Source organism: Lentibacillus songyuanensis (assembly GCF_039548255.1).
GTDB lineage: Bacteria > Bacillota > Bacilli > Bacillales > Amphibacillaceae > Lentibacillus_C > Lentibacillus_C songyuanensis.
The window spans coordinates 21062-39105 of record NZ_JBCLVH010000011.1 but is presented as its reverse complement, the minus strand read 5'-3'; the positions used below and the strand labels follow the sequence as shown (position 1 = coordinate 39105).

Annotated in this window: 16 protein-coding genes; 3 read left to right on the top strand and 13 right to left on the bottom strand. The window is 44.2% G+C overall.

All coding sequences use genetic code 11. The features are described 5' to 3' along the window. Nucleotides 1–440: 440 nt before the first annotated feature. From WMZ97_RS12120 to WMZ97_RS12105, 4 genes are all read right to left on the bottom strand, one after another. The gene (locus WMZ97_RS12120) at nt 441–3182 is read right to left on the bottom strand and encodes an MBL fold metallo-hydrolase (protein WP_343272355.1); all 2742 of its coding nucleotides are present in this window, start codon (nt 3180–3182) and stop codon (nt 441–443) included. Nucleotides 3183–3711: 529 nt separating this feature from the next. After that, nucleotides 3712–4698, bottom strand: coding sequence for a nuclease-related domain-containing protein (locus WMZ97_RS12115; RefSeq protein ID WP_343272354.1), 987 nt, complete (start codon nt 4696–4698; stop codon nt 3712–3714). Between the two features lie 264 nt (nt 4699–4962). Continuing rightward, nucleotides 4963–5460 carry a hypothetical protein gene (locus tag WMZ97_RS12110; protein ID WP_343272353.1) on the bottom strand — a complete coding sequence of 166 codons (498 nt, stop codon included), beginning with the start codon at nt 5458–5460 and terminating at the stop codon, nt 4963–4965. Then, on the bottom strand, nt 5417–6592 hold the full coding sequence (locus WMZ97_RS12105) for a hydantoinase B/oxoprolinase family protein (protein WP_343272352.1): 1176 nt from the start codon (nt 6590–6592) through the stop codon (nt 5417–5419). The genes WMZ97_RS12110 and WMZ97_RS12105 overlap by 44 nt, the downstream gene beginning before the upstream one ends. Before the next feature lie 113 nt (nt 6593–6705). Here WMZ97_RS12105 and WMZ97_RS12100 point away from each other — a divergent pair, with 113 nt between their 5' ends. From WMZ97_RS12100 to WMZ97_RS12090, 3 genes are all read left to right on the top strand, one after another. Next, the gene (locus tag WMZ97_RS12100; RefSeq protein WP_343272351.1) at nt 6706–7035 is read left to right on the top strand and encodes a hypothetical protein; all 330 of its coding nucleotides are present in this window, start codon (nt 6706–6708) and stop codon (nt 7033–7035) included. A 422-nt stretch (nt 7036–7457) separates the two neighbouring features. Then, on the top strand, nt 7458–8780 hold the full coding sequence (locus WMZ97_RS12095; protein WP_343272350.1) for a T7SS effector LXG polymorphic toxin: 1323 nt from the start codon (nt 7458–7460) through the stop codon (nt 8778–8780). A 14-nt stretch (nt 8781–8794) separates the two neighbouring features. After that, the gene (locus WMZ97_RS12090) at nt 8795–9103 is read left to right on the top strand and encodes a hypothetical protein (protein WP_343272349.1); all 309 of its coding nucleotides are present in this window, start codon (nt 8795–8797) and stop codon (nt 9101–9103) included. 66 nt (nt 9104–9169) lie between these two features. Here WMZ97_RS12090 and WMZ97_RS12085 read toward each other — a convergent pair whose 3' ends face one another. From WMZ97_RS12085 to WMZ97_RS12045, 9 genes are all read right to left on the bottom strand, one after another. After that, nucleotides 9170–9400 (bottom strand): hydantoinase B/oxoprolinase family protein, encoded by a 231-nt coding sequence (locus tag WMZ97_RS12085; protein WP_343272348.1) that lies wholly within the window; start codon nt 9398–9400, stop codon nt 9170–9172. Between the two features lie 832 nt (nt 9401–10232). Then, entirely contained in the window at nt 10233–11654 is a 1422-nt protein-coding gene (locus tag WMZ97_RS12080) for a CehA/McbA family metallohydrolase (RefSeq protein ID WP_343272347.1), read from the bottom strand. A 12-nt stretch (nt 11655–11666) separates the two neighbouring features. Next, nucleotides 11667–12959: an ABC transporter substrate-binding protein gene (locus tag WMZ97_RS12075; RefSeq protein WP_343272346.1), complete on the bottom strand. Its 1293-nt coding sequence runs from the start codon at nt 12957–12959 to the stop codon at nt 11667–11669. Nucleotides 12960–12979: 20 nt separating this feature from the next. Beyond that, nucleotides 12980–13291 carry a hypothetical protein gene (locus tag WMZ97_RS12070; RefSeq protein ID WP_343272345.1) on the bottom strand — a complete coding sequence of 104 codons (312 nt, stop codon included), beginning with the start codon at nt 13289–13291 and terminating at the stop codon, nt 12980–12982. Nucleotides 13292–13350: 59 nt separating this feature from the next. After that, complete coding sequence (locus tag WMZ97_RS12065; RefSeq protein WP_343272344.1) at nt 13351–14190, bottom strand: carbohydrate ABC transporter permease; 840 nt, start codon at nt 14188–14190, stop codon at nt 13351–13353. Nucleotides 14191–14204: 14 nt separating this feature from the next. After that, nucleotides 14205–15077, bottom strand: a complete 873-nt coding sequence (locus tag WMZ97_RS12060; protein WP_343272343.1) for a carbohydrate ABC transporter permease — start codon at nt 15075–15077, stop codon at nt 14205–14207. Then, the gene (locus WMZ97_RS12055; RefSeq protein ID WP_343272342.1) at nt 15074–16159 is read right to left on the bottom strand and encodes an ABC transporter ATP-binding protein; all 1086 of its coding nucleotides are present in this window, start codon (nt 16157–16159) and stop codon (nt 15074–15076) included. The genes WMZ97_RS12060 and WMZ97_RS12055 overlap by 4 nt, the downstream gene beginning before the upstream one ends. A 93-nt stretch (nt 16160–16252) precedes the next feature. Continuing rightward, nucleotides 16253–17017 (bottom strand): HAD family hydrolase, encoded by a 765-nt coding sequence (locus tag WMZ97_RS12050; RefSeq protein ID WP_343272341.1) that lies wholly within the window; start codon nt 17015–17017, stop codon nt 16253–16255. Between the two features lie 484 nt (nt 17018–17501). Next, nucleotides 17502–17951 carry a hypothetical protein gene (locus tag WMZ97_RS12045; protein ID WP_343272340.1) on the bottom strand — a complete coding sequence of 150 codons (450 nt, stop codon included), beginning with the start codon at nt 17949–17951 and terminating at the stop codon, nt 17502–17504. Nucleotides 17952–18044: the final 93 nt, after the last annotated feature.

The following is an 18044-nucleotide window of genomic DNA, read 5'->3' as shown; positions in this document are numbered from 1 at the left end:
CCATCATTAAAATAACATCTGGATGATACGTAACATAGCTTGGATGCCCTGGATCTTTTACTTGCTTTCATTTCTTATTTAGATCCTCGCAAAAATGATTCTGGATTTTCATGAACTCGAAAAAATACTTTTTATCCTTTTCCGCTTCACATTTTTCTTTTCTTGTTATCATAATTAAAAACCTCCCGTATATGCTGTTATTATAGTAATTTCACCATTACGTTATTTCATAATCAGCATATTTTTGGGAGGTATATAGTTGAATTTAGCACGAAAATTTTTTTCTCTTCATAGCTGGAAGTTTTGAGCTTTTTGCGATGCACCTTTTTTCAGATTCATCCCAAACATGACATGGTCATTGAAAGCCCCCACGGAATGATGTTCCACTTTATCCGCCATTCACTTTTCAACTGGCTCAGAATCCAGGCGCAGCGCCCTTTCTATTTCAACTGCAGCGTATACCCGGTTTCCGCTTCCATTTCTTCATTAATCTCAGCCAATTCAGCTGCACCTGGTTCGTTTGCTACTTTGACAGAAACCTCGCCCTTATCCATGTGCACAGATGGGTTGCCTTGTTGCCCCCACTCGGCTGGAATGGCCTGGTTCGTGATCCGGATGATTTCATTTTGTTTCGGCGATCTGGCGTACGTTACCGCCATACCGATTTCATTGCTCAATGCTTGCATCATGTCGCCATACCTTGATGCAACTTCAGGTGATATAAAATGCAGTTCCATCAGGTCATGGCCGTTCATTTGTTTCATGCCTGTTTTAAAAATTGTCACGCCATAATCTGAGGCATATTGCTTGGCAACTGCGATAGCCTGGTTGTTTTCCAATGGCGCGACAGTGGTTTCTGGCATGTAAATTCCGCTCTTGTCTCCTGCACTGCCTGCTGTGCTACCAGCAGCCGCGACATCGCCATCTTCCGCAAACTGCAGCCGAAATCCGGTTGTCTGCTTAAACTGCTCCATAATATGTGCGCTGTTTTCCGGTTTCGCTTCTTTGGTCATCACCACGGCATCATGAATATGAACGGATGGCATGGCGACGTTTTTTTCTAGCAGCGATGCAAGCAATGGCTGGAACGCCTCATGCCGGACCGAATCGGAAAATACCACGTCCCAGCCCGTCTGTTGCTTGATGGCATTCGTTATCTTTTTTCGTTCTGCGTCTGCAATACTATTGGGAAAATCAAACGACAGCAGAATATGTTCATTCTCTGTTCCATTTTCCTGCACCCCACAGCGCAGGAATCGCGGATGCTCGGCAAAATAATCGCGGACAGCATCCATGGCGTGATTGGCGTTCATTTTTATCGCCTGAATGGGCAAGTCCAAATTGCTCAGTTGAAACCGAAGCTCCCGATCCAGCTTGTACCCAACGCGCCCTTCCAAGTCTACATGCCGGTGTGATTCGGGTATGCTTTGCAAAGCCAGAGCAACCGCAAATTGTTGGGCCTCATCCGCTAGCTTGAGCCGCTGAAAAATTTCTTGCAAGGATAAAATATAATCCGGCAGCAAATCCCAGTTTACATCCTTTAACATTGGACGGCTAAAGGTTAGCACACGACTGGCTACATCAGCAAATGTCTCCATCGATAAGCCCCACGGTCCAAGCGTTTCCATCATATGGGTCGCTTCGACTTTAGCCAATTTTCCTTTGGGCGTGTCACAATAGAAGGTGGCAATTTTCGGATGGACATTTTGACAGAGGCCAAATTTCAATGTATTTTCCCCATCCTTATTGTAAAGCAGCACATGGCCGATATAACTGCGAAGGCGCTCCTGTTCGCGATTGCGCCTGTATTTTTTCCCCACCACGCCACTACCTTCCTTTCGTTTATCAAACGGATAGGTCTCCCCATTTTCCGTTAGAATCGGATGAAAGCGGGGATGGATTTTATCGCCCAGCGCCGCTCGAGCATCATCATCTCCATGCACGAGCAGGGTATACGTCGGATCCAACGTTTCAATAAACCGGGTCATCTCACTCGCATCCGCATGTGCGGACAAGCCAAATTTATCCACCCGGCACTTCACCTGATAGCTTGTCCCATCAATGTCCAGCGTGTCTTCTTTGCCTTCAGCAAGCGCGAGTAGTTTTTTGCCGGGACTTTCCTCATCCTGATAACCGGTCAGATAAACAGCATGCTTGGGATTCGTAACTAAATGTTTCGCATACCAAGCACTCGCCCCGCCCGTCAGCATCCCAGATGACGCAACAATGCATGCGGGCTTGCCATTGATCACGCTTTCCCGCTCCTTCGCGCTAACCGGAATACATCTGCCCTCGGTTAAAAAAGCATCCCCGTTTGTCCGCACCCGATGCGCAACCGGTCCTTTCAGGTAATGTGGGTAATTTCGATAAATCCGGCTAACCGGCGTGACCAGACCATCCACATAAATCGGAAACGACGGGATTAAGCCTTTTTCCATGTAATCCTGCAAAACGAGGAGAACCTCCTGCGCCCGGCCAAGCGCAAATGCCGGAATCAAGGCAAAGCCGCCATTCGCAATTGTTTCCGCCACATTTTCTGCCAGCCGCTTTTCCTCCGTATTCCTATCCGTATGCAGGCGATTTCCATACGTCGATTCCATCACAACTACATCCGGCTGGATTCCATCTGCAACCTTCGCACCAGGAATCGTCCGCCCGCCGCGAAATGATAGATCACCAGTCACCAGTATCCGCTCGCCGTCATTTTCCAGCAAAAACATCACCGCCCCCATTATATGCCCCGCACGATACGCCGTAATGGTCGTATTACCAATTTTCAGCACACCGTTTGCCGGAAACACCCGGACCGCTTCCACCAGCTGCTGCATCTGTTCTTCAGTATACGGCATCAACGTCTGATTCATCCGGCTTTGCTCCGTCAAAATTTTAAACGAATCCTTCATCATCAACTGCAATAAATCAACCGTCGGCGGCGTCGCAAAAATGGGAACATCCGGATATAGCGTATGCACCACCGGCAACGCACCAATATGATCCGCATGCGCATGCGTAACCAACAGCACATCCGGCTTGCCGAGTTCATCTGTCATCCCCAGCATCGGCAGCCGATCCTCCCCATGCATCCGCATCCCAGCATCAATTAATATATTCGTCTCCCCAATTTGTATATGTAAACAGGAAGCACCAATCTCACTACCCCCGCCTAACACCGTCACCTTCATCAAACTCATCCTCTCCGCAAAAAATCAATAGTTTTATTATAACATGGGACAGATGACCATTGTCAGGGCCATCGTTGAGTGCGCATCATCTCTTAACTTTGAAGTGCCGTGCAGGTTTCAATGTGGCTCTCACACGTTTTGGTGCAGTTCCCGCACGTTTTGGCGTGGACCCCGCACGTTTCGGTGTTGATCCCGCACGTTTCAGCATGGTTTCTGCACGTTTTGATGTGGCTCCCGCACGTTTCGACGTGGGTCCTGCACGTTTTGATGTGGCTCCCGCACGTTTCGGCGTGGGTCCCGCACGTTTTGGCGTGATTCCCGCACGTTTCGATGTGGCTTCCGCACGTTTCAGCGTGTTTCCCGCACGTTTCAGCGTGTTTCCCGCACGTTTCGGCGTGGGTCCTGCACGTTTCGATGTGCCTCCCGCACGTTTTGGCGTGGGTCCTGCACGTTTTGGTTTGCCTCCCGCACGTTTCAGCCCATCTCCCGCATGTTTCAGCCCAAATCACGCTCGTCTCCATTCCAACATTTACTTTTTTAAAATATCCTCTAATTTATATTCAGTTCCTATTACCCAGCGCCTGTGCTGTCTATCGTTTATCAGCCCTGTATCCTTCATAAGTCTAGTAGCAACATTTCTCGATTGGATTTTTAAAAAGCGCATGCACTCTGAATTGGTTATCCATGGACGAATGAGCAGAAGATAGGTGGCTAAAGCTTGTCTGTGTGCATGTGGTGAGCACGTTTTACATTTGGGACAATACCAATTGGAATGAGTGCGTTCCATCCCAAGGTGACCACACTCCGGACAGCGCACCCCAGGCAAAACTATCTCCGGCGTCACACCATATTGCCCCATGATATCCACGTCAAACTCACCGCACTCCCGTAAAATCGCATTCGCTATCTTTTGCACTGGCAGTCCGCCACGATTATGACGCGAACACGCGCTATCCATTTCGAGAATGCGTTGCGGAAGATACTCGGCGTGTACGACAGCCTTTGCGATGGCCTGCTTGTCTCCTTCCACTTTTACTATCGTACTTGGTTCAGCGATGGCAATGAAATAATAGATTGGGATGTTGGAAAAGTGGTGGTCATGCAGCCAATTTTCGAGGTGAATCCGATGGTTTTCTGCCTGTGTGATCGGATATTTAAAGCCGGTTTCTTTTTCCCCATCATCACGGATAAGCTGCTTGAGGACCGTATCAAAGGTGATCGTTCCTTTATAATTTTTACTTTCAATAATGAAAATGGCATTTGGAGTAAGTATGAGAGAGTCGATCTGAACGGAATTACCATATGGGAGCTCGAGGTAGACATCATGGAGAATGGTATACTTGCGGGTGAGCGAACGTAACTGATAGTCTACTTTCCTTTCACCAATATATCCAGTGACACGGCTTGCTAAATCTGCTTGCATAATCGGCAGCTGTTTGAAATAGAGTGGCATTCGAGGAATAAGCACTTCCAGCTTTAGTAATGGAATCGGTTTGGAGCGTTTTCGAAGTAACATAGAATTCTCCTTTATATGAAGTTTTTGAAATACTTTCTAAAATTGTACCACAAGTTTTTGAATAATGCGCGCATTTGTAATGTAGAAATTCAAATTGGCAATAACATTTTGCACGTGGCCTTCCGTTCGAATACTGCCCTCTCCCGTTTAGAAACTGCTCCCTACCGGTCTGACGCCGCTCTCTCCCTTTTTAATCAAACATCCCCCTTTCCACCTAAACCGCACACCCACAACCGGCAGTTCGTTAAAAAGGCCCACCCCTTTTCAAAGAAAAAAGAACCCAACCCAGGTGAGGCTGCTGAAAAGTGAAATAGATTCGTTTTGAAAATCTATGCATCTTACACATTTCGTACTTGCTGTTGCACGTTTCAGATCTGCTCTCGCACGTTTCGGATCTGCTGCCGCACGTTTCGGGTCTGCTCCCGCACGTTTCAGGCCTGCTCCCGCACGTTTTGGGTCTGCTCCCGCACGTTTCAGACCTGCTCTCGCACGTTTCAGGCCTGCTCTCGCACGTTTCAGGCCTGCTCCCGCACGTTTCAGGCCTGCTCTCGCACGTTTCAGGCCTGCTCCCGCACGTTTCAGATCTGCTCTCGCACGTTTTGGGTCTGCTCCCGCACGTTTCAGGCCTGCTCCCGCACGTTTCTTAAAAAGTAGCTCATGCAGATAACTATTACAGTAATCGAGCTTCCCGATAACTTCAGCCAGGCAAAGCCAGCAATTACGCTCTCCGCTCACTTCTAATCTTCTCTGTCTCGTCACCATCTACAGTAAGATCTTCCTTATTAATAACGACACCATATTCCTCGTAGGCGCCTTGGATGGTGACATAGCCATTTTTCACGTCTTCCAGTACAGCGTCTACGTCTCTTTCTAATGGGTTTCCCCAGCCGCCTCCACCTGCACGGTAAAATTGAATGATTCCTCCTGGCGGCATTTTCACAGCAAAGGATGTTTCGTCAACTTTTTCTGCTTGCGGTGTTCCGTAATTGACGATGACCTGATTACTTGGGGCGTCCTGTCCATCGGCAAAGCCTTTTGTCGTGTTGCGTACACCGGCCATCATGACGCTTGTTGAACTCTCGGTTAAGTGCTGAATTTGTACATCCAGCCCGGGGGTACCGCGCCATTTGCCAGCACCGGTGAAGTCCTCTACATATTCATGTTTTAATACGCGACTTGGATATTGAATCTCATTCATCTCGATGGAAGGCAGGGTTACACCTGTCATTACTGGCGGATACAGTCCCCAGCCATCTGTTTCGTATGCAGCACCAGCGCCGCCGGTATAACCGAAGAAGTTTAGGTTAACCCACTGATTTCCGTCTTTATCCACACCATTTGTATAAGCTAGCGGCAGTTTATGCGCATTTACCCCAACGCGTTTCGGTGCACATTCGGAAATCGCCAGTAACACTGCTTCGGCAATTTCCGCGCCGACACAAGCAGTCGCATGTCCACACGGTGCGGGTAACTCCGGATTGACCACGGTACCAGATGGCGCGGTGACGGTAACAGGGTTCATATATCCCTCATTAATTGGTATATCCTCGTCGCAGCAAGTAGATATCCCAACGAAGGCAAAGGATGTCGTATTGGAAAGCGGACTATTTATAAACCCTTTCGCCTGTGGGGACGATCCAGAAAAATCAATGTGTAAATCACTGCCGGAAACTGTTACTGTTGTGCGAACTTTAATATCCCGATTTCCTTGAAAGTCATGATCAGCAAACGTTTCGGCGCTGTAAGTTCCATCCGGCCAACTGGCAATCTCATCCCGTACCCTTTTTTCTGTATACGAAATCCGCTGATCGATCGCGTTCACCATTTGTTCTTGGCCATACTGATCCAACATATGCTGAATCCGGCTGGTGGCTACCTTACAAGCGCCAATCATCGCATCTAAATCCCCTTCGATTCTATGTTAAACCGTCATGGAAGATAAAGATGTAATGGGTACAGTGAATAAAGGATCGGGATTTCCTACCGTTGTAAAACGGGTTAAAGTGGATGATGCTTTCCAATACCAGATCAAAAATTCCAAAGGCGCAACGTTTTATATCATGGCATCGAGCAAATATGTTACGGTTAGTGGTGGAACGAAAAAGGCTGCAACAAAAACCGCAAAAAAAAGCGACCAAAAAGAAAACAACCCAAGCAAAAGGAACGGTATATTTGCCGGCTAGTGCGAAAATGTGGAAAACGTATAAAACCAATGTTAAGCCAGTAGCTAAGAATAGTGATTGGAGTTTGACCCCTTCCAAGTTTGGAGGGTTAACTTACAAGATTTTAGCCAGACCATACCCCGATGTTGTTACGATTCAAACCGACCGGAGGTAACGGAATATATACGTTGCGAAAAGCACCGGGGCAATTATAAAATGATAGCTTTATTGCTATTGATATTAATTATAATATTATTAATGAAAGGGTGAATTACATGGCTAAGAAAAAACAAGGACGGGTAAAGCCGGGGACAAAGTCTAAAAAGCAATCGCCGTGTCACAAAAAAGGATCAGCGGTTAAAGCAAAATAAATGATAATATTATTGTAATTAATATTGCTATCAATTACAATAGTATTAATATGAGGTGTCAAATACACAATATATTGTATTCATCTGCAAAATGATCACGTGTTATGTGTTTGGATTAGACCCCAGCAAGCGCACTATGTCGGTCAGCATAGTGCGCCTTATTTTTGTATGGAAATTTCAAATAAAAATGTATACAATTATATATAATGGGAACTGGGGGGATAATATGAATAAAAGGGTAGATAGGGAGGAATTAGAGGATTTTTTAAGGGACGTAAATCAAAACAGAGATCAAGTGCAAAAGAGATTGGATCAAGTAAAATCGGATATAGGAACTATCTTAAACATGGAATCATTTTCTGGTAAAACAGCCGATCAAGCAAAGAACTATTTTTCTGAAATCCATATAACATTATTAAGTGCATTTAGCAAGCTATTTGATGATATAAGCGAACAATTAACCCATAACATTGATACATTCCAATCGGAAGTAGACAACGGCACAAATGCACGTATCCAATCCGATTATTTAGAAGAAATAAAAGAAGATATGCAACATACATATAATGATTTAAAAACCAAGAAAAATTCTATTGACGAGATTATTGACAGCGTGGCGAATATAAGCGCAGCAACGAAGCCTAATTTTTCTAACGTTAAGAAAAATAATAAGGAAATCAATCAGTCAATAACGGAATTACTGGATGATTTAGATGCATTTACGCAAAAAAAACAACATGATTCTGTTGGCGATTTAATGCACCAAATGGAGGTAACGATACAACGGGCAGGAGCAAACCAAGGGAAAGCACGTTTTAACGATTATGTGGATCGTGTAGCCTTACAGGGATTACCCGTATTACAAGAAAGCATAAAAGATTATGAACGGGCGAAAATGTTCGATCAAGTGAATAGGATGGATCCGGTTCAATTGTCTGGAAATGTGAATGTGGATCATAACAATGAAAACGGGATCGTGGAGTGGAAAAAAGGCAATCAAGAAATAAGCAAAGGCAAAAATATTGATTATAAGGAATTAGGGATCGAACCATTAAAAACCAAAGTTAATGGCCATGATGTTCATTATATAAACCAAGACGGAAATTTTATTATTTTTAAAGATAATCCGGATTTAACTTATTATACCAACGGTGCTGAAATGGGACGATTCAATTATTATATGGCGGATGCTTCCAAATTTACCGCCAATTATTACAGTCCGTTTGCATTAGCGAAAATGGCTAAAGTCGGTATAAATATGGTTAACCCTTTACAAAACGCAGTGGATAAAATACAAAAGACCGCAAAAAACAAATTGCCTAGCAAAGTAAAGGATAATACAATCGTGAAGGATTTGGGGCCGGCATTCGGCGTATATGAAGTTGAAAAACATATACCGGTATGGAAGGAAATCATCGGGACTGCTGTTCCAAAAGTGGGGACAAAAGAAGTTATTTTGTATATTAGTGATAATGATGGCGAAACATGGGATGGTAAAATGCGATTTGTTATAAAACCAGACGGAGAAATAGCACAAAAAGAATTTTAAAAAGGTGGGTAGATATGGAATACATTTTAGGTCCGATTTTTATTATGGTTATTTATAATGTCTTTACAGAAAAAAAGATTAGTTTCAGAGAAAATATTTTGGGTTTAATTTTGGTTGCTGGCGGGTTTTTTATTATCCAGACATTTGACGGATATATTTATTTTATAAGTATGTTAATTTTAGCAGCCGTTTTTGTTTTACTGGATTACCTGTTTTCTAAAAAAGAAAAAACGTGGTCCGATGAAATCTATACGTTTTTATATTTTTTAGGTATTACTTTTATAGCAGGGTTCATAGGGATCTTTTTAAATTATATAGGATAACAAAGCTATGTTAAAATACATGGCTATTTTTTTGGCCAAATTGTGTATATGGTTATTTCTATATATTCATATAATCACGAGCCAGTGGGACAATCGATTATTTGCCACGATCATATCAAAGACATCCTGACGCTTTTCCCCGCGCTCATAAATTTTCAGCGGTGGAATGCGAAGCCCGTCATGCCAAATATCCTCTGCTTTTGGATTATAGCCGCCAGCCACAGGACCGCCATTATCCCCCATATGACTTCTCACCGCTGGAAGCAAAATTGGCTTTCGATTATAAGATACTGGCATGACAATGGTCCACCGCCCCAACAATGGCATACAAGTGCAGGGTACATCCTGGCGCTTGTGACAAGTCTGGAAATAACGGAGAGCGGGCAGTCCGTGTGACCGTTGCGCTCATCTCCTTTGCGATGGCATCCAAAGAGCCACCAACGACTTGTGAAAGAATGGTGTTTTAATTTTGATTCATGACTCCAAGTGACCTCCTTCTCTCGTATATAAAAATTCCATTTCGTCACCGGCTTTTAGTGTTTTGCCAGCAATGCTGCTAGAATAGGTTTCCTTCTTCCCGTTCGTGTAAATCGATACATTTCCATATTGCTCATTGCTGCTTTCGGGAATTATCATTCAATCATTAAAAATCGTTACCGGATCGTTCTCAAAGTAAACGGTCCGTTCCCGCTTTTGTTACATGGATGGCTGCCCGTTAAAGCGGGATAAATTTATGCTGTCTTCCTCAACTATATTCAGTATTTTTTCATTAACCTTTTGGTGCTGTCACTGATACCATCCTTCTGTACCCGAACTCCTTTAGACATTGCATAACGCGCTCTCCCATTCTGGCATAGTTCGCTCCCGACTTTCCGGCGCGCTCTCCCGTTCTGGCATAGTTCGCTCCCGACTTTCGGAGCTCATAGTTAAATAGTAATACCCGGCTTTTAGTTAACCTAAGTTAACTAAAAGCCGGGTATTTGAGAAATCGGCAACCACAGAATATGAATTTCATATTCTATCATTTCGGGCATGAATGGGCTGGCTAAATCAGCTTTCATGCCCATTCAGGTCAATCCAGAGTAGTTTTCTAAAACATCGTAGAAAGACTGTTCCCGCCCCTTAACCTTCATCCAAGTACCTCGCTCCATTTTTTCATTTCCGGCTGCTTCTCCCCAAAGAAAATAGGATTCGCAAAGCCATACAAGCGGCCATCGGCATATCGAATATCGGCCCGGATCCAATGATAGCCTTCCCGGGCAGTGAAATCGAATGCATGCTGCGACTGATTTGCCCATTCTTTTTCAACTATTTCTCCGTCAATGATCCACTCCACGTAAAGCGATTCATCGGTATCTACCTGCACGCTAGCAATTCCTTGCCAAAGCGAACACTGATCCCCTGGCATATGCTCACCAATACGAAAGTGCACAAACGCGCCTCTGGATACGGTGACATGCCCGTTTCGAACACCCTTCATCACATTGCTTGCGGTCAATTGCTCACAATACACAAACGTTCCGGGATCACCGATTAACGATGGCTCTGTGCTTCCTTCATATGCGTCATCCGGCCTTAGGTGGGAATCGGATCCGCCTATTCCAGTAATCCGATACCCATCATTTAACAAATCATTCCAGGCCACTAGCGCATCCTCGGTTGCCGGAAGATTATCCGGATAGGTAGGATCGTTGCATATTTCAATTGTATCAATATTTTCCAAAAGCGTTTCTTCAAAGATCCACGGGCACCCTTTTAAAAATGGATGATTTATCGAGATAATCGCATCGCCATAGTCACTCGCAATGATTCGATTCATTCCATCTTCCTCATACATATCCTGCAATCGGTTTGCTGAAAAAGGAGATGTAGTTGGATTGATAATATTAAAGTGCCCGAGAGTGGAAGTGACTTCCACCCCTGGCATAACGAGTGTATCTGTTTTAGCAAACCACGATGTCGGTACAATGTTGTGGTCGGTCGCCACGAAGAAGTCCAAGCCTTGCTTCGCGGCACTTTCCATATTTTCCTCGCGCGTCATTTCCCCGTCAGAATAAATGGTGTGGGTATGAAAGTCACCTTTATACCATTTCTTATCATGTTGAAACGGTTTATCCTGTTCCAAGCGATCTAAGCGAAATGTATGATGATCCGCCCGCCAGATGTCCGTATCCGCTTGTCCTGCTTCATCAGCATCCTGGTTAAAGGAAATAACGACATCACACCAGCTATCCAACGCCTTTATTTCCTCACGCGATGACAGGGAAATATCCAGCGTCCATTCCCCTTCATGGATCGGACCGGAAATCGTATAGGGGCTCGTCTTATCACTTGCTTCATGAATGATCACCGACCCCGAGGCACCCGCTTTTAACAGCTGTGCACGTAATGTATTGTGCGCATCATAAACCATTACTGTCAGCCACACAGGCTTCTCGATCTTCACATCGATTGCCAGTGCATAAATATCTTTCGGTACATGAAGCGAATGCTGTTGCGCCAGTTGTTTCCCTGTTTCCGTTTGACTAATTTGCAAAATATCAGACATCATTCTCACCTCTTATTACTTACTATTGACTTCATCAAGTGCTTGTTGTGCATCTTTTTTCGCGGCTTTCAATGCTTCCTCTGCAGGTACGTTTTGCAATTCAATTTTGTCGGTAGCAATGGATAATGCATCGAGGATTTTCCCGCCGGTTGGGTCGACAAATTCAGGGCTTGCCGTTTGCGCCTGTTCGTATGGTACACCAGCATATGGATTTTCCTTCACGAACTCGGCATATGCAGGTACATCCAATGTTGCCTCCTGTGTTGGTACATACCCAATATGCTCCGACCAATCGGCATTTACTTCCGGACTCGTAAAGTAACTGATCCATTGGTATGCTGCATCTTTTTCTTCATCACTAATCCCCTTTGGAATCGCCATATACAATCCGTTAACAATCGGCTTGGCATCATGTCCATCCAGACCCGGCTGTGGTATCGAATCAATGATATCGAAATCCAGGTCGCCTTTATCGCCTGAAGAGCCCGTATAACCGGCTGCGGAACCATTCATGACTTGGTCGATTGTCTTATACCAATACTCCCAGCCTTGTCCACCTGAGTTCACTTTCATCGTTTCGTCTTCATGAATTTGCTTGCGAATGAAATCCCATGAATCGATCCATTCCGGACTGTCGATCATTACTTTCGTCTGGTCCTCATTTAAAATGTTGCCACCATTACTTAACGCAATATCAATGAGATTTTCCTCTTTCCACATTGGCTCGTGGCCATAGTCGACCAGCCCTTTTTCCTGTAATTCTTTCGAGGCTTTCGCTAAATTTTCCCATGAGGAATAAGCTTCTTCTGGATCAATACCCGCTTCTTCATAAATGTCCTTTCGATAATACATCACTTGTGTTGTTCCATAACCTGGCAGCGCATATAACGAGCCATCAATTTCAGCTGAAGCAATCAGTGCATCCAGGAAATCATCCTTGTTAAAATCGTCATCATCTTTCACATAGGAATCCAGCGGTTCAACCGCATCTTTTTGCGCCAAATCCGTCAGCGGTGTTATCTCGGAAAGAAACACACCAGGCGCCGTATCGGATGCAATGGCTGCTTGCAATTTTTCATACGTTTCGTCATAATCAGCTTGCGGTACAGCTTTGACAACCACATCATCCTGTGACTCATTAAAATCACCAATGATCCGCTTCATGTTTTCATCCGCTTCACTTCCCAATCCATACCAAAACTCAATTTCGACCGCACCATCAGCTGACTTTCCACTTGATGACGAACATGCGGATAACACAAGAACCAGTATTGCTGCCAACGAGATACCTATTAATTTTTTTCGCATTTTTCATTCCTCCTAGTTTTTTATAATAATGAGCAACAGGGTACGGGAAAGGTTCGGGATGACTGAAAAAGTAAAATTAATGCGTTCCGAAAACTCTGCTGCAAGTCTGCTCTCGCCCGATTCGGACTCCCTCCCGCACGTTTCGAATTTCCTCTCGCACGTTTCGGACTTCCTCTCGCACGTTTCGTGCCTCCTCCCGCACGTTTCGGACTTCCTCTCGCACGTTTCGTGCCTCCTCCCGCACGTTTCAGCCTTCCTCCCGCACGTTTCAGCCTTCCTCCCGCACGTTTCGTGCCTCCTCCCGCACGTTTCGGACTTCCTCTCGCCTGCACCAGATATCCTCCCGAACAAACACGCCACTTTTAAATCGTTAACGATGAATCTATGTTTTTTACCCTTTAAGCCCGGTATCACCAATGCCTTTGATAAACCATTTATGCAGTACAACAAATAAAATCAGCAGCGGGATAACCGATAACACGTTTGCCCCCATAATCAATGGCCATTTATCAGCAAAAGAACCCTCTGACATGAAGAATTTGTTTAATCCGACCGTGATCAAATAGTTCTGCTCACTTTTGACAATGAGTGACGGCCATAAATAATTGTTATACATTTGGACAAAGCTGATCAATCCCACGGTAAATATCGTCGACTTACTCATCGGGATCATGACCCTGCGCAAAATAGCAAAGTCTCCCGCCCCATCTGCCCGTGCAGCTTCGATCATTTCTTTGGGAACCTGCATAAATGCCTGTCTTAACAGAAAGATACAAAACACACTGGCAATATTAGAGACGATAATCCCGGATAATGTGTCCAGCAGCCCCAGTTTGGCCACAATCACATAGCTCGGTACATACGTTGCCGCCGGGGGTAGCATATACGTCAGTAAAATAAGATTAAACAATAACGTTTTTCCTTTAAATTGCATTTGTGTCAGTGCATAAGCGATCATGCTTGATAGCACTAACTGAAAGAGCACAATCACCAAGGCGGTGAACGTACTATTATAGATGTAGAGTCCAAACGGTGCTAAATCCAGCGCTTCCTTAAAATTCCCCCATTGCGCAACACTCGGGAACCATTTTAATGGGATGGCAAATATTTCTTCCGGTGTTTTCAATGAACTTAGAAACATCCAAATTAAAGGGAATACCATCAAGATACCGAGTATGCTTAATAACACATAATTTACGATTGTCTTTGCTTTTGATTCTGCATTGTACATGTCGTATCCCCTCCTTAATAATGGACCCAGCGTTTGGACACGTAAAACATCGTTAGCGCTAAAACAGCAGTTAATAAGACAATAATCGTCGCGAGCGCTGTAGCTTGTCCCATATTAAATTGTTCAAAAGCCATTTGATAGTATAAATATAAGAGTGTCCTTGTGCTGCCCGCTGGTCCCCCCTGTGTCATGACTTGAATCTGGTCATAGGCCTGAATCGATTCAATCGCTGTCATAATTACTAAAAACAGGGTTGTTGGTGAGACAAGCGGAATGACAATAGTTCGTACTTTTTGCAGCCAGGATGATCCTTCCATATCGCTGACTTCGTAAAGATCTTGCGGGATTTTGGATAACGAATCCGAATAGAAAAGCATCGCCCATCCGGCATTTTTCCATACGGTAACAATGATGATCGCCCAGATTGCCGTATCGGAATCCTGTAACCATGCCGGCTGTGGTAAATGGAGCCAGCCTAACATCTGATTTAACAACCCAACATCCGGCTCATAAATCCATGACCATACAATTGACATCGCTACCATCGGCGTAATCCAAGGCGAAAACAGAAGTGATCGAAAAAAGGTAATCCCTTTTAACCCTTCTCGTAATAACAGCGCCAATAATAACCCGATCACAATCGTTGGAATGATCGTCCAGATACCAAAAACGAAGGTATTTTTTAATGCTTGATAAAACTCACTGCTGGTAAAGGCATTGGTATAATTATCCGCACCTACATACTCATAGGTTGGGCTAATATAGTCCCAGTCAGTAAAACTCAGCCACACGGATACAATCATTGGAATAAACCAGAAAACAAGTAGTGGGATCAGAGGGATTCCCAGGAAGAAAAAAAGTTTACCCGCTGTTTTCAACCGACTCACTGTGCCACCCCTTCCCTTCTATAAAGGGAATGACCACTCTTTGGATCGAATAGATGTATTTTATGTAAGGCGAATTCCAAAGATATGACGTCATTTTCCTTTACTTTCTGGTCCGGATCCAGGCGAATAACAAGCTCATTGCCGGCCACTTTTCCATGTACATTAAGGTCTGCACCCATTAATTCCACAAATTCTACTTCCATCGTTATTTCCGTATCTGTATCACTTAATCGGATATCCTCCGGACGTACCCCAACCACAACGTCACCCTGGTAATCAATGTTGTCTGGCAATCCACTTATTTCGCCTCCACCTGTCAGGGTAAGTTTATTGTCGGCCAGGACACCATTCATAAAATTCATCGGTGGTGCGCCCATAAAACTGGCAACAAAGGTAGTTTTTGGATGACGGTATACCTCTTCTGGTGTGCCAATCTGTTCGATGTAGCCATTATTTAAAACGACAATTCGAGTTGCCATCGTCATGGCCTCTGTCTGATCATGGGTGACATAAATGGTTGTCGTTTTCAATTTGCGATGTAAATTAATAATTTCTTTGCGCATTTGAATCCGCAGTTTGGCATCTAAGTTGGATAACGGCTCATCCATTAAAAAGATATGTGCGTTACGGACAATGGCTCGTCCAAGCGCAACCCGCTGCCGCTGCCCACCAGACAAATCTTTTGGCTTTCGTTTTAAGTAAGCGGTCAGCCCTAAGATCTCGGCTGCATGCTCCACCTTTTTTTGGATATCACGCTTTTTATACTTTCTAATTTTCAATCCAAAGGCAATGTTATCAAAGACCGTATAATGCGGAAATAACGCGTAATTTTGAAATACCATCGCAATATCCCGATCTTTCGGCGGCAGGTCGTTCACGAGTTTATCATCCATCCAAAGTTCGCCCCCGCTTATCCCTTCCAATCCAGCAATCATTCGCAGTGTGGTCGATTTCCCACATCCGGAGGGACCAACAAACACAATGAATTCATTTTCCTCGATATCCAAATTAAAATCATGGATTACCTTTTCACTTTTATCACTATACTTTTTCATAATATTTCGCATTTTTATTTTTGACATAGTCACGCTCACCTTTCCCGCTGCTTTTTATAATCGAAAACGGCATGCTTTTACAAAATCTCACAGACTAGTGAGTGAAGGAACGTACCTGCTTCATTTTGCATTCGTATGGATGAAGAGATCATGATAAGAGTGAATAATATGGTCTGCATGCCTGAAGTGACTCGATGAATGACTCGGCTCAGCGACAATACCAATACTAGCAGCCGTTCCGCTTTTTTTTCCAAGTACCATATCCCCGTCTGAATCTCCAATAATGATGGCCCGATCGGATGTAAGATTCAGTTGATCACAAGCCTTTTCAACCATCTCAGGAAACGGTTTGCCTACTGTCACCTGATCATGGCCAATAACGCTAGCAAAATAGGAATCTATCTTCAACGCCTTTAAATGGTCGATAGCCCGATCCTGATTATCCGATGTCACTACACCAAGTTTAATTGAACATGCTTTTGCCTCATCTAAAAATGACTGCAGACCAGTAATGGGCCGAATTTTTTCCTTCCATCCTGTCTGGCGATTCGTTTGTATGTATACATTCGTCACTAGTTCTAGCGCTTGATCCCACGAAATACCGAACGCATAAAGCTGATAAGCCAAAATCGTAACGATATCATCCATTGACCCAATCGCAAGCGGTCCTTTAGCATCCCAATCCCTTTCATTGCTATCATAGCCAATCGATTGGGAAAGGATATTTTTATATTCTTCAGGTAATTTCACAGTTGAAACAACACGTGTGATGAGTTCCTCTGCCCAGTTCACCCACAACGAACCGAAATCAATTAACGTCCCATCTTTATCGAATAGAATTCCATCAATATCATAGGCCTGATTATCCACGTTTAATTGAACCACGATTGCCCCCCTTTGCATCCTAACTTCATTTTATTAAAAATAAATTAAATGTTGTTAACAAACTTTACGTTTAATACCATAACGAATATATAATTTTATGTCAAACGTGTTTTTTATGCGTTTACCAATCCTTTTGAAGCTTTAACTTTATATTCGCAAGCATTCTTTAATAAATATGTGTAATAAGGATTTAACGACACTTATAATGTCCTAACCGGAAAATATGGCAATTATTCAGGCTATTCGACAGCTTACGCGCATTATTTCGACTTATTTCATTCATTTATCGAAAATAAAATTTTTTTGGGAATAAAGGAAGCAGGTAAAGACCACAGGGAAGCTGCTGCTTATTTGATAGTAGTTCAATTGATTTCTACAATTAAACTTGTTCAAGGGTCTACGTAGCATTAGAAACAAGCGGGAGCAGGCGCCAAGCAAGCGGGAAAGCGGGGATAATCGTGTGGGAACTGACGCCAAGTGACCGCTAGCTCATAGTGATCGACTCAATATTCATGAGAAAGGAATTTAGGATTTCTGCGCATTTGATCGTCTTTCCTGCAGCGGAGCGCACTTTTTCCGCGAACGCAAACCGGCCAAGACCACTGAAAAGTGATATGACTCGCTCTCTCCGTTTTAGACTCTGGCTTCGGGGCCGTCTTGGTGCGGCTTTGACCCGTTTCGAGCAAGCTCTCGCACGTTTTGATGCAGCTCCCGCACGTTTCGATGCAGCTCTCGCACGTTTTGGCGCAGCTCTCGCACGTTTCGATGCAGCTCCCGCACGTTTTGGCGCAATTCCCGCACGTTTCAGTGCAGTTCCCGCACGTTTTGGCGCGAATCTCGCACGTTTCGATACAGTTCCCGCACGTTTTGGCGCAGTTCCCGCACGTTTCGATGCAGATCCCGCACGGCTTGACGCAGTTTCCGCACGTTTCATTAGTAATCTCGAACCCGCCCCCCACGTCCCACCCATTTCCTACTTGACACACATCATCATAAGGGAGTACATTTATATAGTTCAAAAATAAAC

Bases quoted from the DNA above. Each gene is read 5' to 3' on its own strand.
- WMZ97_RS12075 (WP_343272346.1), bottom strand. From the start codon at position 12,959: ATGCGAAAAAAATTAATAGGTATCTCGTTGGCAGCAATACTGGTTCTT.
- WMZ97_RS12065 (WP_343272344.1), bottom strand. From the start codon at position 14,190: ATGTACAATGCAGAATCAAAAGCAAAGACAATCGTAAATTATGTGTTA.
- WMZ97_RS12055 (WP_343272342.1), bottom strand. From the start codon at position 16,159: ATGTCAAAAATAAAAATGCGAAATATTATGAAAAAGTATAGTGATAAA.
- WMZ97_RS12120 (WP_343272355.1), bottom strand. From the start codon at position 3,182: ATGAAGGTGACGGTGTTAGGCGGGGGTAGTGAGATTGGTGCTTCCTGT.
- WMZ97_RS12085 (WP_343272348.1), bottom strand. From the start codon at position 9,400: ATGCCAGTATCTTATAATCGAAAGCCAATTTTGCTTCCAGCGGTGAGA.
- WMZ97_RS12095 (WP_343272350.1), top strand. From the start codon at position 7,458: ATGAATAAAAGGGTAGATAGGGAGGAATTAGAGGATTTTTTAAGGGAC.
- WMZ97_RS12080 (WP_343272347.1), bottom strand. From the start codon at position 11,654: ATGATGTCTGATATTTTGCAAATTAGTCAAACGGAAACAGGGAAACAA.
- WMZ97_RS12090 (WP_343272349.1), top strand. From the start codon at position 8,795: ATGGAATACATTTTAGGTCCGATTTTTATTATGGTTATTTATAATGTC.
- WMZ97_RS12045 (WP_343272340.1), bottom strand. From the start codon at position 17,951: ATGAAACGTGCGGAAACTGCGTCAAGCCGTGCGGGATCTGCATCGAAA.
- WMZ97_RS12100 (WP_343272351.1), top strand. From the start codon at position 6,706: ATGATGCTTTCCAATACCAGATCAAAAATTCCAAAGGCGCAACGTTTT.
- WMZ97_RS12110 (WP_343272353.1), bottom strand. From the start codon at position 5,460: ATGGTGACGAGACAGAGAAGATTAGAAGTGAGCGGAGAGCGTAATTGC.
- WMZ97_RS12105 (WP_343272352.1), bottom strand. From the start codon at position 6,592: ATGATTGGCGCTTGTAAGGTAGCCACCAGCCGGATTCAGCATATGTTG.
- WMZ97_RS12115 (WP_343272354.1), bottom strand. From the start codon at position 4,698: ATGTTACTTCGAAAACGCTCCAAACCGATTCCATTACTAAAGCTGGAA.